Raw genomic sequence first — 13,996 nt, forward strand, 5'->3', positions numbered from 1 at the left:
CGGCTGATGTGCCGAAGGAATTGCACCGCGGCACGACGCGCCGGCCAGGGACACCCTGCCACTGTTTGACAGGACATCGTCAGGCAGGAGACCTGGTCACACGCCGCGGCCCGGGTACTGCATCGGCATGACAATGCTGACGCCCCGCCGCCGGGCAGGCCGTGACGGCCGCCCGGCTGCCTCCCGCCGATGGAGCGCTGCGCTCGTCACGGCGCTGGCGGCACTGACGCTTCCCGTCGCCGCGTGCGGCGAGGCCGTGCAGGACACTCCGGCCGTCACAAGCAGCGCCATCGGGCGGATCGGCGAGATCACGGTGGCTGACGTCGAGTTCCTGTTCAGCCCCCCGATCACCGGTGACGAGGTCTACCAGGCCGGGGCGACCGCCCCGCTCTCGGTCACGATCATCAACCACGGCCGGGAACCAGACCGGCTCGTCCGGGTCTCGAGTCCGATCGCTACTGGCAGCATCCTCGTCGCCGACGGCCTCACTGTCCCGGCAGGCCACACCCTGACCGCAGGGCAGGTCGGCGCCGCCGGAGTCAGCACCTCCTACGAGGACGGCCACAACATGGTCGGCCTCACCGGACTTCGGGAGCCGATCCGCTCCGGCCTGACCTACCCCGTGGTGTTCGGCTTCGCGCGCGCCGGCGACCTGCTCCTCGAGGTACCGGTCGACACTCCGGACGTCCCCCGCTGACAAGCGGGGACGACAATCGGCCAGCATCCACTCCTACCTGACATTCTCCTGCCGACAGCCCCAATCCGGCGTCGCCGGGGACGGGCGTGGGTAGTGCTGCCTCGCAGGAGGTGGGTGCGATGTTGAGCCGCGATGGACCGGAGTGGCGGAAGTCGGACGGACCCGAGGTCCACGGCGATCGGGTGCAGGCGTCGACACCCGCGGGCCTCCCCGGGGACACGACCGTGCCCCTATGGGCGCTGCTGTCAATAGTTCTCGGACTCATCGCCCTGACCGGATCCATCGCCGCCCTGTGCATCGCCGGTACCGTGGCTCTGCTGGGATGGATGGCCCGCGCAGCGGGCGATGAGCAGCCCCCGGCCGAGCGTGGGCCGGAAGGCCCCGCCGGCGGTGTGGGGTTGTGGCCATGAGGAGAATCCTCCGGCATCGGTCTATCGGATCGGGTTGTCATGAGTGATACGCCACCCTCGGCAGAGCGACCGACCACACCACAGGGACCCGGGAAAGATATCAAGGGAAGTCGACTGAGCGGGCTCTGGGTCGGAATGATCCTCTCGGCAGTGGTTCTGGCCTTCCTGCTGATCTTCATCCTGCAGAACCGCGCTCCCGTGCAGATCAATTTCCTGGCCTGGACCGGTGCCCTACCGACCGGCGTCGCGTTGCTCTTCTCCGCGGTCGCGGGTGCCCTGCTCGTGGCGCTCCCCGGCAGTGCGCGGATGCTGCAACTCCGTCGCGCCGCAAGCCACGACGCGGAAACGTCGCGGGCGGCGCGATGACGTCCGGTGGCCGCCGACCAGGGGAAGGGTTCTCTGGCCGGCGGCCGGACGGTCGAGCAGTCGGACTCCATGCCGTGGCCTCGCGGGACGAAGCAACCGCTGCACGGCGGCGTCGCCGGCACTTCCCCGCCGTCTCACCCTGAGGTGTTCGGCGCCGACGGCGGTGCGTTTCTCGTCAGGCTCGGGGCGGGCGCCGGAGTCGGCTAAGGAGCGACGGCCGGCGGTGGTAGCGGCGGCACCGAGAGCGTTCGCTGGGTGACCAGGGGTGTCGGTGCCAGTGGCACCGCCGACTCGGTCAACGGCACCGGCTCGGACTCGGTGGTCACCCCACAGCCGGCCAGGAACACCACGACGAGCAGTGTCGGAACCGCCGCTGTCCGCGTCATCGCTCCGCCTCCGGAAGGTCCACGACGAACCGCGCACCGCCACCCGGGCGGTCCTCGATCCACACGGAGCCGCGATGGTGGCGGACATGCTGCGCGACGAGCGCGAGACCGAGCCCGCTACCACCGTCCTGGTCCCGGTCCCGGGCATGAGTGCCGCGGGCGAACCGTTCGAACACCCGCTCACGAAGCTCCTCGTCCACCCCGCGGCCGGCGTCGTCGACCTCGAGGCGTACCCGTCCGTCATGGCGCAGCACCGCCACCCTGACCGGCCCGCCTGCGTAGCGATCGGCGTTGTCCAGGAGGTTCGCGACCACGCGGTCGAGCCGACGCCGGTCGCCCTGGACGAGTGGCGGTGGTTCTTCGACCTCGATAGGCGGCGCAGCACCCGGCCGCATATCGATGACGTGGCACACCAGCTCCGCGAGGTCCACGACCTCCTCGTCCACCGGGTCGGTCTGCTGGTCGTCGCGTGAGATCTCCAGCAGGTCCACGACCATCCGCTCGAACCGGGCCACCTCCGACAGCAGAAGATCCAGAGCACGCGCGGCGGTACCGGCGAGCTCGCCGCGACGGCGCTGCAGTACCGCCGCAGCGTTGGCCATCGTGGTGAGCGGCGACCGGAGCTCATGACTCACGTCCCCGGCGAACCGCGCGTCCGACTGACGCGCGCCTCTAGGTCGTCGGCAGTGGCGTTGAACGTCGACGCGAGTGCCGCCAGTTCACGATCCGCCTGTTCGGGCAGGCGGGCACTCAGATCGCCGCGCGCCATTCGGGCTGCGGCGTTCGTCAGCTGGGTCAGTGGACGTAGCGCCCGCGTACTCGCCCATGCACCCAGCGCGAACCCGAGCACCGTGCTCGCCGCGACGCCGGCGGCGAGGACCGTGCTGAGGAACCGGAACGCCCGATCCAGCTCCGAGAGCGGGAAGAGCTCGACATAGACGTCGGTCCCGCCCGCCACCGGAAGCGCGACCGCGGCCACCGGAATCCCTGCCACGACGAGCCACTGCCGGGCGGGCACCCCGCTGCGCGGCAAGGCTAGCAGTGGCTGAGGCAACGCGGTGGAATCCACCTGACGACCGCTGGTGATCCAGCCCGTTGGACGGGAGAGCAGCACCGTCGAATCGGAGCCCGACGTCAGCCCGGTGAGCAGCTCCTCGAGCCCGTCCGCCCCGGACCGCAGGGAGCTGTCGACCAACCGGACGTTCACCGTGGCCTGGCGTGTCGCGCTCTGCTCGCGCTGACGCAGCATGTAGCTACTTGCCAGGTTCCAAGTGACCGCGGCGAGCACTCCCGTGACCAGGAGCGACCCGAGGGCGAAGGCCCACGCGACCCGCCACCGCAACGACAGCCGCACGAGCTGCACGGAAGCCCTGCTCCCTCACCCGTCGACTCTCGCCTTGTACCCGCGCCCGCGGACCGTGAGCACGCACTCCGGATCGTCCGGGTCATGCTCGATCTTGCGCCGGAGCCGTCGGATGTGGACGTCCAGCAGCCGGGTGTCGCCGAAGTAGTCGTAGCCCCAGACCCTCTTCAGCAGCTCCTCACGAGTCACGACCCGACCGCTGGCGCTCGCGAGCTCGACCAGCAGGCGGAACTCGGTGCGGGTCAGATGAACATCGGCCCCGCCGCGACGGACGATGTCCTCGTCCGGGAAGACCTCCACGTCACCGACACACAACACCCGCCGGTGCCCGGCACCGGCGGGCTGTCGACGACGCAGCAGCGCACGGATGCGCGCGGCGAGCTCGCTCGCGACCAGCGGCTTGGTGACGTAGTCGTCCGCCCCCGCCTCGAGCCCACCGATCACGTCCGCAGAGTCCGTCCTTGCGGACACGATGATGATCGGCAGGTCACCACGCTCACGGAGGGTGCGACAGACCTGCAGGCCGTCCACGCCCGGCAGCATCAGGTCGAGCAGGACGACGTCCACCTCTCTCGAGTCCAGGAGGTCCAGCGCCTCCTCGCCCGACCCGGCCTCCACCACCTCGCAGCCCTCGTCGGCCAGGGCCAGTGCGAGTGCAAGCCGGATCCGCTTGTCGTCCTCGACCAGCAGGAGACGTGCATCCACGCCCGGCCCTCCTCCTCTTGCGACCGACTTCGGATCGCCCTGCGGAGCTGCGGCCGTCATCGTCCCGCTCCGGCCCGCTCGCTGAGGCGATACCCGGCCAGGCGGTGAACCATCTCGTCCAGCGAGCCAAGCGGCACCTGACCACGCAACTCGACCTCGGCGGCCCGGACCTCGGCCTCGACGGTCACCTGCGGCAGGACGCCGTCATACTCGGCACTCAGCCGGCGCGTCAACTCGCAACGGCCGCCTCCTGGGCTCACTGGTCGGCGCATGGCTCCTCCGATCGAAACGTTCTCTCGGATCCTGGCCGATGCCGGACTCAACGGGTGCGCTGCCGAGCGCCCGCGAGCCGATTCGCAAGCCGACCGTCAGGGTGGGACCGCAGAGTTCCACGGGGACGGGGCCGGAGCAGCGCGGCACTGACCAGCGCGAGGACGGCGACGACCAGCCCGACCACGATGTCGTTCCACATCGCGGCGCCCGCGTGGGTCTTTTCATGAACGGCGAGGACGAACGGGGCTACGACAAGCCACGTCCCGAGTACGAAGCTGACCGCTGCCAGTGTCATGCCGCGGAACGGGTCGATCATCCGCACCACGGCCACGAGCGCGATGGCGATACCGATCGCGACGTCATTCCACGCGACGCCGAATCCCGGGACGGTGTTGTCGTAGTCCAGCACGGATGGCGCCACGACGAGCCACAAACCGGCCAGGAGGTTCAGCGCGGTCACGACCCACCGGCCGGAACCAGCCGTCGACCGCGAGGCGATCGAGGTACGTCGCCTCCGACTGCTGCCGACCGGCCCGAGGTGTGCCAGACCAGCACCGGGCGGGAGGTACGCGTATGGCTCGATTTCCGGGCCGACCACCTGATCCCGGCGGTAGAACGTCGGGTTTCTGGACACCGCTTCGTCCTTTCTGTGTGCTCGACCGGCTCGATAACGAGTACCGGTCTCTGCACGGGGTGCCCGCCGGGCGCCGCTGCCAGCTGACAGTTGCCTTCCGTCTGCGGTCGGCTCACCATCCGAGCCCGATGGCGAGGTCGCGTTCCGGAGCTTCCCCTGCCGCGTCGGCGATCGCACGCAATGCGGCGATCACGGGTTCGTGCTGACCTGCCGGCAGGCTCGACAGGAGACGCTCGAACTCCTCACGACGACGCTGCGTCACCTCGGCCACCAGGTCGCGGCCCTGCGGCGAAAGAGCCACCTGGTACGAGCGGCGATCGGCTCTCGACCGCTGGCGGCGGACGAGACCGGCGCGAACGAGCCGATCGATCAACCGCGTCGCCGAAGACGGGTTGATCCCAGTGCACTCGCCAGATCGATCGCGCGCTGGGGCCCACGGCCGGCGATCAGAACCAGGACCCGGTACTGGGGCAGGCTGACGTCCCCGGCCGCCGCGAGGGACCGGGCCGCGATGCCCACGAGCACACGGCTCGCCGTCATCACGGCGTCGACGAGTTCACCACCTCGGGCGGAGGCAGGGTCGCCGACTCCTGCGTCGGTCTTCGTCACATCCCGAGCCTCTCCCGACAAAACGGACCGCAACTATCTTTGCCCGATGCAAAGATAGCCTGGTGCAAAGTCCTGCGAAGCCGGCCCCGACCCGGCTCCTGCCAGGCGGGCGGCGCAGGGCCTACGACTGGTTGCGGGAATCGCAACCCGGCCTGGTCGGACTGGCTGTGCTCATCGGCGCCGGTGCCGGCGTCGGCGCTGTCGTGTTCCGCTACCTGATCCTGGGCTTCACCGAACTCTTCACGGGCCGGGCCGACTACAGCGACGCGGGACGGGCGGCACACCCCCTGCTTCCCGCTCTGGGGCCGTGGTTCCTGCTGCTCGCGCCCGTGGTCGGCGGCCTGCTCTACGGGCCACTGGTGCACCGCTTCGCCCCACAGGCGCGCGGGCACGGCGTGCCCGAGGTCATGGTCGCCGTCGCCCGCAACGGGGGTCGGATCCCGGCGCGGGTCGCGGTGGTCAAGTCGTTGGCCTCGGCCCTGTGCATCGGCTCGGGCGGCTCAGTCGGCCGCGAAGGTCCGATCGTGCAGATCGGGTCGGCCCTCGCCTCGTCGATCGGGCAGTGGCTCCGCGTTCCGCCGCACCGGTTGCAACTGCTCGTGGCCTGCGGAGCCGCCGGCGGCATCTCCGCGACCTTCAACGCCCCGGTCGCCGGGGTGTTCTTCGCGCTCGAGATCATCCTGCGCAGCTTCACCGCGGAGGCCTTCGGCGTGGTGGTCCTCTCCTCGGTCACCGCAGCTGTCGTCGGACGCTCGGTGCTGGGCAGTGAGCCGTTCCTCGTGTTGCCGGCATTCACGCTCCACTCCCCGGTCGAGTACCTGCTCTACGCAGCCCTTGGGCTCGCGGCCGGGCTGATCGGATGGCTCTTCGCCCGCGTGCTCTACGCCATCGAGGACGCCTGCGACTGGCTCTGGCGCGGGCCGGAGTGGCTGCGCCCCGCCGTCGGCGGTGTGCTGCTCGGAGCCCTACTGCTCGCGCTGCCGCAGATGTACGGCGTGGGCTACCCCATCCTCGAGAACGGAGTGACTGGCAAGTACGCCATCGGCTTCCTGCTCCTGCTGCTGATCGGGAAGATGCTCGCCACCAGCCTCACGATCGGCATCGGCGGCTCCGGAGGCGTGTTCGCCCCCTCCCTGTTCATCGGAGCCATGGCCGGCACCGCCTTCGGCCTCGCCATGCAGGCCGCCTTCCCCCACCTGGGCATCTCCCCGGGCGCATACGGGCTGGTCGGGATGGCCGCGGTGTTCGCCGGCGCCAGCCACGCGCCCATCGCCGCGCTGGTCATCGTCTTCGAGCTCACCGGCGAGTACTCGATCATCCTGCCGCTGATGACAGCCGTCGCCCTGGCCACGGGCGCCAGCCACCTCGTCTCCCGCCGGACGATCTACACCCTCAAGCTCCTCCGGCGGGGCGTCGACATCGACGCCGCCACTGCCGACGCGAGCCAGGACGGGGCCCACGACCCGCTGCAGCGCCTCACCGTCGCCGAGGCCATGCGGCCCCTCCCGGAACCGGTCGATGCGCAAGCCGACCGTCCCGAGCTGCTCGCCCGCCTGGCGGGCGCCCGCTACGGAGCTCTCCCCGTGTTCGACGACAGCGGCTACCGGGGCGCCGTCACCGCCGCAACGCTCGACGACCCCTGGCCCACACGCGACGACGAACCGCGCGCCGCGGACCTGGCCGCCATGCTGCCCTCACTGAGGCCCGACGCACCGCTGCGCGCCGCAGCACTCGCACTTCAGAGCCACGACGCCACCGGGCTCCCCGTGGCGCCGGCCGATACCACCGAACCCATCGGGTGGCTGGACCACCGGGACGTCCTCGCCGCCCTGACCGCCGACGGACATCAGGCCTGAGCGACGAGCCGGGCGCCGGGCAACATGACAAAGGACTGACGATCAGTCACGGTGGGTAGCGATTCCCGAGCATCGCGGCTAGAACTTCTACACAGGGTGGTCGGCAGCCGTCATCGGGGATCGCGACTGTCCGGGGGACCGGAGCGGTTCGTACGGCTGGGGAGCAGGCTTCCCGGCACACCTGCCCGAATAGTACGTGTTGTCCGCTCTCTAAGCCAGCGCGAGCGGCGCTGCTCGGCTCCCGAGCGTCCGCCCCCACGATTGCGCGTCGTGCCGGTTACCAACGGCCCAGCGCTGGGTTCACCCGACGGCCCGAGGGATGCCGACATGCCGTGGCAGAGCGGCCTGGCAGTTGCCGGGAGCTGACGTCACGTAGTCGTGGCTCGAAGGCACCAGCGTGCCAGACAGCATTGAAACCACCGGCTCGGTCCGGGATGTAAGGCCTCGATCCCAGCTGCTCGTTGATCGCTGAACTCAACCCACACTCGGCCACGGTTCAACGCCGTTAACGGGATCCCACCGGAACGCCCTCGTTCCGCGTTTCCCGTCGGGGGCTGGCCGGAAGCATTACTTCCGACATATCTCGCTGCTCTCAAACATGGACCTGCCATCCATCTGCGCGTTCGAAGCTCTGGACCCCTCCACGGGCGGTCATCGACGCTCCGCCACCTGGCCCTGGAACACCAGTACTGCTGGCGAGGGATCGCGCCGGCTGCCACGGCACCCACCAGCTGCGGTGCGCTTCGAAGGAGCTATGCCAGCGAGGTCGGGTCTGACAGCGTGTCGCGGCTGCGGGTCCCGCCGGGAGTGGTGGCGGGACCCGCAGCCGGCTCAGCTCGGGTGGAGTTCGGTAGCGAGCAGTGCGAGTTCCTGCAGGGTGTGCTGCAGGAGCGTGGCCAGTGACGCGATGGCGTCCAGGGCGAGTGTCGGTTCGCCACAGAGGGCGGCGACCTGGATTTCGTTGCGTGCCTGGCAGACCTGGGCCTCGAGTGCGGTGAGGCGGGTCGCGCGGGTGTCGGACTCGGTGATCTCGTGGGTGGTGGTCATGAGGGCCTCCGGTGCTCGGCGTTGGGGGAACGCGGCACTGCCTCAGCGCGCCGGGGTGGGGGTCCCGTAGGGACGGCGGGGGTTCTGGCTCGCTCATCCCGGTGTGATCGCCGACTCAACCGCCAGCCGACGGCTCAGCGTGCGGGCGATCTCGGCGGGATGGGTGGGCCAGGTTCATCGCCGCTCGCCCCCGCCCCGGTGTGCTGACCTCCGGGCGATCCACCTGAGCTGTGCAACGGAGGCCCGACCCGTCACATGACCGCCACCCGTGCTGATACGCGGCCACCTTCGCGCGGACCGACCACGAAATGGCCACGCGGCACTCGAGCCCGACCACGGCGCGACCACACCATCTCCACCGGCCCGGCGACCTGGGTGGCCCCTGGGGAGCCCAGCGACCGAGCACTGGAGTGGCAGGGGGCAGAACTGATGGACTCCCGAACTTCTTGGCCCGGGCGCAGGAACGGACCGGATCTCGGTCCTCGGTTCAGTTGGTCGAGTTCGCTGGATGGGTCGGGTTCGAGATGTTCTCGATCGTGCGTGGGAGTTGGGCGCCGTAGGTGAGGCCGTCGGTGATGTCGCGCTCGACGTGTGCTGCGGTGTAGCCCGCGACCCCGACGAAGTGCCCGGCGGCCTCGGTCAGCGCCGTTCGTGCCTCGGTCTCGGCCAAGGCGCCGCCTCCCACCCAGTGCCCGAGTCGGCGCGCTGCCCGCAGCAGCGTGATGTGCCGCTCCCCCACACCGGCCGCCGCGACGGCGGCGCGTTCTCCGGTGAGGACGGCCCGTAGGTACGCCGCGGCGCGGCTGCCAGACGCCGGCGCCGGTGTGCCGACAGCGGGGAGCTGTGGCTGCGGGGACAGGGCGGCAACGAGCCAATCGGGAAGGGGCGCGATCGGGTATCGGCGGACCACGCGATAGGAGCCCTCCCGGCGGACCGACTCGGAACCGAGGACATAACCGCCGTGGCCTCGGGTGTCCACACACCACCCGAGGCCATGGCCGGCCGCGCCTTGGGTGTTGCGCAGTTCGACTCCTGTGGGCTGCCGGAAGTACCAGTGCGTCCCGCCCGCTGGCGTGGCCACGACCAGGGTCTGCGCTGGCCAAGGCTCGCCGGCTCCGGCTGCGAGCCGGGCCACTACGTCGAACCCGCCACGGACGCCGGGCGACTCGGGTGGTGGATAGCCGTGCGCGAGGTCGAGGTCGAGGACGACCAGGTCGCTCTTTCCGGTAGCGATGCCGATGTTGTAGGGCCGGTGAGCCCACCAGCGCTTGATCTGCTCGAGGTCGCGAGTAGCCGTGGCCTCCCAGTCCTTCACGGCGGGCAGCTTGCTGCACGGATGCACCGGGAACACATAGCGGCCCGCCTCGGCCCCCCGTCGCGGCGACGCGGCCCAGCCGAGTACCCGTCGTCTTTGCCTGCCCGGATCCGGGTTTCGGTCCGGTGCGGGGGTCGGGCGTGGTGGCCATCAGGCTGGGCTCCGGGTCTCGGGTTGACGGCGAACTACCGCCGCGGCTGGGACGTGTGCCGCACAGCGAGCTCCGATTGCTGGTCTGGCTCGTGTCTGCTCGCGTCGGCACGCCGGAAACTGCCCGGGGTTCCGGGCCCGCGATCCACGAGGAGCTGGAGGCCAGCGTCCGGTCGGGGTTGTGTCGCGGGCCCGGGTTCTCGGGCACCGTGTCGGGCCGACGCGAGACCACGAGCCGACCACGCTGCACGCGACCTGATCCGGCGCCCGCCAGTTGCGCGCAGACGCTCGATACGCCGAGCACGGTCGACGGCCCGGACCGGGTGGCCCGGGCCGCCGGCCGCGGCTCAGGCGGCGGTGTCCTCGGTGGTCGACTCGGGCAGCGGCTCAGGAGCGGGGCCGGTGTCGGTGTCGGGTCGCTTGTTGCGGGTGATCTCGGCGGTGGCGTAGCGGAGGCTGGCGGCGATCTCGGCGGCCTCGAGCTTCACCCCGCGGCGACGCTCCCCGTCTTTGAGGTAGAGGTCGTCGGCGAGCTGGCCGGTGATGGTGACGGTCGCACCCTTGATCAGGCTGGCGGCGGCGTTCTCGGCGAGCTGGTTGAACGCGACGACTCGGTGGAAAACCGGGGGCAGGTTCGTGTAACCGCCGCTGCGGCGGTCATACCGGCTGCGGTTGACCGCGACGGTGAGAGTCAGGACCGGCACACCGCCGGCGGAGTAGCGCAGTTCGGGGTTGGCGGTGAGGTTGCCGTGGATGGTGATCTCGTTCATGTCGGGCTCCTGGGCTCGGTGTCAGTGGGTGACGCGGCCCTGCCTCAGCACGGTGTGGTGGGGTCCCCGGAAGGGGACGGCGGGGGTTCCGGCTCGCTCATCCCGGTGTGATCGCCCACTGATCGGCAGACGGCGGCGCGACCGCACGCGATCTCACCGGGATGGGCCGGTCCGGGTTCATCGGCGCTCGCCCCACCCGCACTGTGCTGACCTTCGGGCGTCATCAACAGACATCCCGCGCCCAGAACGACAGCACGTGCGATCACCAGCTCGGCAAGGTCTGCTCCGGCCCCCCGCACACGCGCTTGTCCGCGCACACCGGTAGTCAATCCCGCAGCGCCTCGAGTAGGTACAAGACCTCGGCGTCGCGGCTCCGCCGGGCGGCGGGTCACGCGTGCTATGTGTGCGGCGCGGGCCCACGGCAGGCCCGCGCCGACGGTCGGTCAGGGGTTCAGCCAGCGGTCGACGATGGCAGCCTGCATCGGCACCGATGGCGTCTGGTTGCGGTCCTCGGTGGGCAGGTCCTGGCCGTTGATGCAGATACGCCAGCCGTCATCACCGGTCCGGCGCCAGTCGCTGAAGCTGCGGGTGGTCACGAGCAGGAAGCTGCCGTTGCTCCCGGCGAGCACGGTGACGACGGTGAGCCAGCCCCGGCGATGTGAGGCCTCGTGGTAGTGCAGGCCCAGCGGGTGCGCGCCGGTGTGGCGGCAGATCTCGACGAGCAGCCCACGCGCGGCGTTGTGCGCGCCGAGCATGCCCACGCTGCCCCGCAGCGGGATGTTCGAACAGACGTGGTCGGGCAGGATCCAGCTGCGGGAGTTGTCATAGGCCTCGATCTGATTCCTCCCCATTACCAGCGCCTCCCTTCAGGCGCGTCCGTAGCGGGCTCGATGAGCACGCGGGCGAGCGCTTCCCTGCGGGTGTAGCGGTCGGCGAACTCGCGCCGGGGAGAGCTGAAGAAGTCGGTGGAGTGGCGGGTGCGCGGCATGCGGGCCTCCGGGTCGGCGTCGGGATGACGCGGCCCGGCTTCAGCACGCCGGAGGCGTGGCCCGCAGGGACGGCGGCGGTTCCGGCTCGCCCATGCGGGCGGGATCGCGATGACCGCTCTCGGCCGGCCAGGGATCTGCACGCGATCTCACCGGCATGGTGCGGGTCGGGTTCGTCGGTGCTGGCCCGCCCCGGTGTGCTGCCTTCCCAGCGGCGCCCGACGCTGACACCGGCCAACCGTTGTGCGTGCTCGTCAGCAGCCAGGCACGCGGGAGGTTCCCCCGTAAGCGCCACCCTTGAGTGCAACCAGATCTTGAGGGCGCGTCTGGCGACCTCCAGGATTCCGGGGCGTATTTCGCGACGCCCGTGGCTCATCCCCCGCGCCGAATCGCGGCCGTACCAGGGCCGGCAGTGGTCGAGGCGTTTCACGCTGTCGCACCGCGCCCGCTAGTGAAGCGCAGGCCGACGGGTGGGAGCTGGTCCCGCGGGCTCTGTGCCTCGACTTCCGTCCATTGCATGGAGTTGGCAAGCTGCCAGCGTTCCCTCCCTCGCCGATCCTTCGAGCAGGTACTGCGCTCGTGGTCGGTGAGGCCGCGGATGACCTCACCGACCACCCGTGTTCAGGCCACGTCAGCGCCTTCTACCGCGCTGTTCTGGCTGCCCGCGTCCTCGTCGTCGTCGACGGCGGCGAGCTGCGTGTCAGCGGTTTCACTGATCGCCTGCGGATCGGCGTCCTGGACTGCGTTCTGGGTGTCGGGCTGCGTCGTCGCCGCATCTGCGTCATCGCCGGGCTGAATCTCGCCAGTGGCGGCATCAGCGGTCAGCGCTTCGTCAACCGTGGCGCCGTCCGGGGTGAGCACGAGCTGCTCGACCGGGGAGAGCGGATAGCCCCAGCCCTTGAGCGCGGTGAAGTAGGCCTGGGTTTCCCCGCTGGGGTTGCGCCAGCTGTGCCGTCCCGTGCCCTGCTCGACGGCACCGAGCAGGACGGCCAGGGCCAGCATCGTTGCTCGCGTCGACGACGCCGTTTCCGCCGCGACCGCGATGGGGTTGGGTGAGCCGAAGCCTGCAGCCGTATCCATACCGAGTAGCCCCCGGGCGGTGCAGTGACCGGACTCCATCGCCTTGCGCACGTCGTGGCTGCCGCGGCCCAGGGTGGCGGCGATGAACCGGACGGCGTCCTTCGGTGCCGTCTTGCGGGCCAGGAACGTGGTGCGTAGCCAGTCTCGCCGGACCGTGGTCGCGGAGTCCCAGTCCTTGTTGTTGGCGATGACCCGGCGGCGTTCGGCCTTCTCGGCCTCGCTCATCGGGCCGGCTTGCCGGGTGCGCGATTCAGTGGCGGTGCCCGAGCGGTCCCACCGTGGGATGTGCCCGTTCCCGTCCGGGTCGGTGCAGACATACGCGGTCGTGACGGTGGCTTCCTGCGTGCCCCAGGCGCGTCGCAGCTCGACGAGGGCGGCGTGTCCCGGGCAGTCCTGGTGAGCATCGAGGGTCAGCTCGGTTCCGCTGGGATCCTCCACGGTGGGCCGCAGCCCGGCGAGGTGCACGGCCTGGTCGGTGTGCTCGGTGACCACCGGGACACCGGCGGCGGTCAGTTCGGCGACCCGCTCGGTCACCAGGCGCTTCTCCTCGCGCAGGTCGCGCAGCCGCTGCGCCACGTGGTCGAACTGAGCCGGATCACTCTGTGCTGTGACCGTCAGCGCCTTGACCGCCTCGACCCCGTGTTCGGTGCCGTCGTCGAACTCGGCGATCACCGCGACACGGTCCAGCGGGATGTCGTAGCGGGCGAGGACCGCGGCGGCGAGCTCGCTGCGCGCCACCGACGTGGTGACCTTGACCCGCTTCACCGCGGTGTGCGTCCGGCGGGCGATCTGCCCGGCCGTCAACCCCAGGTCCAGCAGCTGCTGATGGGCCGCCACCTCCTCGGCCTCCGAGTTGCTCGACCGATGCAGGTTCTCCTCGAGCTGGTCCACGATCCGCTCGATCTGCCCAGCGCCGTCCTCCTCAGCTGGATCGACCTCCGGTTCGACCAGGACCCGCACCAGGGACTGGCCGGCCTCGATCGCACCCAAGGTGCGGCGCTTGCCCTTCCGCACCACCAACGCCCCGTCGCCGGGGCGGCGGCGGACCTGGATCGGCTCCCGGACACCGCGGTCACGGATCGACCGCACGAAGTCCCGGTCAAGGACAACCGCGCCGCGGACGTTCGCGCCGATGATCAGCTGGCGTGGGTCGACCTGCAGCAGCTCCCCGAGCGGAGCAGCGGGGGCCGTCTCGTTGCCGTCGTGCTCGGCGCTGATGCCTTCGTTCGCCTCGTGCTGGTCGTGCTGGTCGTGCTCGTCGTGCTGGTGGTCGTCGGTCATGGACGGGCTCCTTCGTGGTGGCCGCGTGCCCTGCGGGTGCGGCGTCGGTGGGTCCCGGGGTGGGACGC

General features: G+C 70.5%; 16 protein-coding genes and 1 pseudogene. 3 read left to right on the forward strand and 14 right to left on the reverse strand.

What is annotated here, in order from left to right:
• Nucleotides 1–127 precede the first annotated feature (127 nt).
• Nucleotides 128–697 carry a copper chaperone PCu(A)C domain-containing protein gene (locus tag AC5L35_RS32660; RefSeq protein ID WP_495063603.1) on the forward strand — a complete coding sequence of 190 codons (570 nt, stop codon included), beginning with the start codon at nucleotides 128–130 and terminating at the stop codon, nucleotides 695–697.
• Between the two features lie 560 nt (nucleotides 698–1,257).
• On the forward strand, nucleotides 1,258–1,473 hold the full coding sequence (locus tag AC5L35_RS32665) for a LapA family protein (protein WP_495063604.1): 216 nt from the start codon (nucleotides 1,258–1,260) through the stop codon (nucleotides 1,471–1,473).
• Between the two features lie 203 nt (nucleotides 1,474–1,676).
• Here AC5L35_RS32665 and AC5L35_RS32670 read toward each other — a convergent pair whose 3' ends face one another.
• From AC5L35_RS32670 to AC5L35_RS32705, 8 genes are all read right to left on the reverse strand, one after another.
• Nucleotides 1,677–1,859 (reverse strand): hypothetical protein, encoded by a 183-nt coding sequence (locus AC5L35_RS32670; protein ID WP_495063605.1) that lies wholly within the window; start codon nucleotides 1,857–1,859, stop codon nucleotides 1,677–1,679.
• Nucleotides 1,856–2,494, reverse strand: coding sequence for a sensor histidine kinase (locus AC5L35_RS32675; RefSeq protein WP_495063606.1), 639 nt, complete (start codon nucleotides 2,492–2,494; stop codon nucleotides 1,856–1,858). The genes AC5L35_RS32670 and AC5L35_RS32675 overlap by 4 nt, the downstream gene beginning before the upstream one ends.
• Entirely contained in the window at nucleotides 2,491–3,222 is a 732-nt protein-coding gene (locus AC5L35_RS32680) for a HAMP domain-containing protein (RefSeq protein ID WP_495063607.1), read from the reverse strand. The genes AC5L35_RS32675 and AC5L35_RS32680 overlap by 4 nt, the downstream gene beginning before the upstream one ends.
• Nucleotides 3,223–3,237: 15 nt before the next feature.
• Nucleotides 3,238–3,927, reverse strand: coding sequence for a response regulator (locus tag AC5L35_RS32685; RefSeq protein ID WP_495063608.1), 690 nt, complete (start codon nucleotides 3,925–3,927; stop codon nucleotides 3,238–3,240).
• 56 nt (nucleotides 3,928–3,983) lie between these two features.
• Nucleotides 3,984–4,160: a hypothetical protein gene (locus AC5L35_RS32690; RefSeq protein WP_495063609.1), complete on the reverse strand. Its 177-nt coding sequence runs from the start codon at nucleotides 4,158–4,160 to the stop codon at nucleotides 3,984–3,986.
• 86 nt (nucleotides 4,161–4,246) lie between these two features.
• Nucleotides 4,247–4,660, reverse strand: coding sequence for an SPW repeat domain-containing protein (locus AC5L35_RS32695; RefSeq protein WP_495063610.1), 414 nt, complete (start codon nucleotides 4,658–4,660; stop codon nucleotides 4,247–4,249).
• Nucleotides 4,661–4,946: 286 nt separating this feature from the next.
• The gene (locus AC5L35_RS32700) at nucleotides 4,947–5,135 is read right to left on the reverse strand and encodes a hypothetical protein (protein WP_495063690.1); all 189 of its coding nucleotides are present in this window, start codon (nucleotides 5,133–5,135) and stop codon (nucleotides 4,947–4,949) included.
• 68 nt (nucleotides 5,136–5,203) lie between these two features.
• A complete protein-coding gene (locus AC5L35_RS32705) occupies nucleotides 5,204–5,443 on the reverse strand; it encodes a winged helix DNA-binding protein (protein ID WP_495063611.1) in 240 nt (79 codons plus the stop codon).
• 62 nt (nucleotides 5,444–5,505) lie between these two features.
• On the opposite strand from AC5L35_RS32705, the gene AC5L35_RS32710 reads away from it, so the two are divergent.
• Nucleotides 5,506–7,299, forward strand: a complete 1,794-nt coding sequence (locus AC5L35_RS32710; RefSeq protein WP_495063612.1) for a chloride channel protein — start codon at nucleotides 5,506–5,508, stop codon at nucleotides 7,297–7,299.
• An 831-nt stretch (nucleotides 7,300–8,130) separates the two neighbouring features.
• Here the strand turns inward: AC5L35_RS32710 and AC5L35_RS32715 are convergent.
• From AC5L35_RS32715 to AC5L35_RS32740, 6 genes and pseudogenes are all read right to left on the reverse strand, one after another.
• The gene (locus tag AC5L35_RS32715) at nucleotides 8,131–8,346 is read right to left on the reverse strand and encodes a hypothetical protein (RefSeq protein WP_495063613.1); all 216 of its coding nucleotides are present in this window, start codon (nucleotides 8,344–8,346) and stop codon (nucleotides 8,131–8,133) included.
• Nucleotides 8,347–8,833: 487 nt separating this feature from the next.
• Nucleotides 8,834–9,703 (reverse strand): annotated as a pseudogene (locus AC5L35_RS32720) (bifunctional DNA primase/polymerase); the annotation flags it as partial.
• A gap of 455 nt (nucleotides 9,704–10,158) precedes the next feature.
• Nucleotides 10,159–10,581, reverse strand: a complete 423-nt coding sequence (gene ssb, locus AC5L35_RS32725) for a single-stranded DNA-binding protein (protein WP_495063614.1) — start codon at nucleotides 10,579–10,581, stop codon at nucleotides 10,159–10,161.
• A gap of 443 nt (nucleotides 10,582–11,024) precedes the next feature.
• Nucleotides 11,025–11,432 (reverse strand): hypothetical protein, encoded by a 408-nt coding sequence (locus tag AC5L35_RS32730; protein WP_495063615.1) that lies wholly within the window; start codon nucleotides 11,430–11,432, stop codon nucleotides 11,025–11,027.
• Nucleotides 11,432–11,569 (reverse strand): hypothetical protein, encoded by a 138-nt coding sequence (locus AC5L35_RS32735; RefSeq protein WP_495063616.1) that lies wholly within the window; start codon nucleotides 11,567–11,569, stop codon nucleotides 11,432–11,434. Before AC5L35_RS32735 ends, AC5L35_RS32730 begins: the two co-directional genes overlap by 1 nt.
• A gap of 619 nt (nucleotides 11,570–12,188) precedes the next feature.
• The gene (locus tag AC5L35_RS32740) at nucleotides 12,189–13,928 is read right to left on the reverse strand and encodes a ParB/RepB/Spo0J family partition protein (RefSeq protein WP_495063617.1); all 1,740 of its coding nucleotides are present in this window, start codon (nucleotides 13,926–13,928) and stop codon (nucleotides 12,189–12,191) included.
• Nucleotides 13,929–13,996 lie beyond the last annotated feature (68 nt).

The organism is Pseudonocardia sp. OZ21, assembly GCF_059359135.1.

Bases quoted from the DNA above. Each gene is read 5' to 3' on its own strand.
- AC5L35_RS32660 (WP_495063603.1), top strand. From the start codon at position 128: ATGACAATGCTGACGCCCCGCCGCCGGGCAGGCCGTGACGGCCGCCCG.
- AC5L35_RS32670 (WP_495063605.1), bottom strand. From the start codon at position 1,859: ATGACGCGGACAGCGGCGGTTCCGACACTGCTCGTCGTGGTGTTCCTG.
- AC5L35_RS32715 (WP_495063613.1), bottom strand. From the start codon at position 8,346: ATGACCACCACCCACGAGATCACCGAGTCCGACACCCGCGCGACCCGC.
- ssb (WP_495063614.1), bottom strand. From the start codon at position 10,581: ATGAACGAGATCACCATCCACGGCAACCTCACCGCCAACCCCGAACTG.
- AC5L35_RS32730 (WP_495063615.1), bottom strand. From the start codon at position 11,432: ATGGGGAGGAATCAGATCGAGGCCTATGACAACTCCCGCAGCTGGATC.
- AC5L35_RS32735 (WP_495063616.1), bottom strand. From the start codon at position 11,569: ATGCCGCGCACCCGCCACTCCACCGACTTCTTCAGCTCTCCCCGGCGC.
- AC5L35_RS32740 (WP_495063617.1), bottom strand. From the start codon at position 13,928: ATGACCGACGACCACCAGCACGACGAGCACGACCAGCACGACCAGCAC.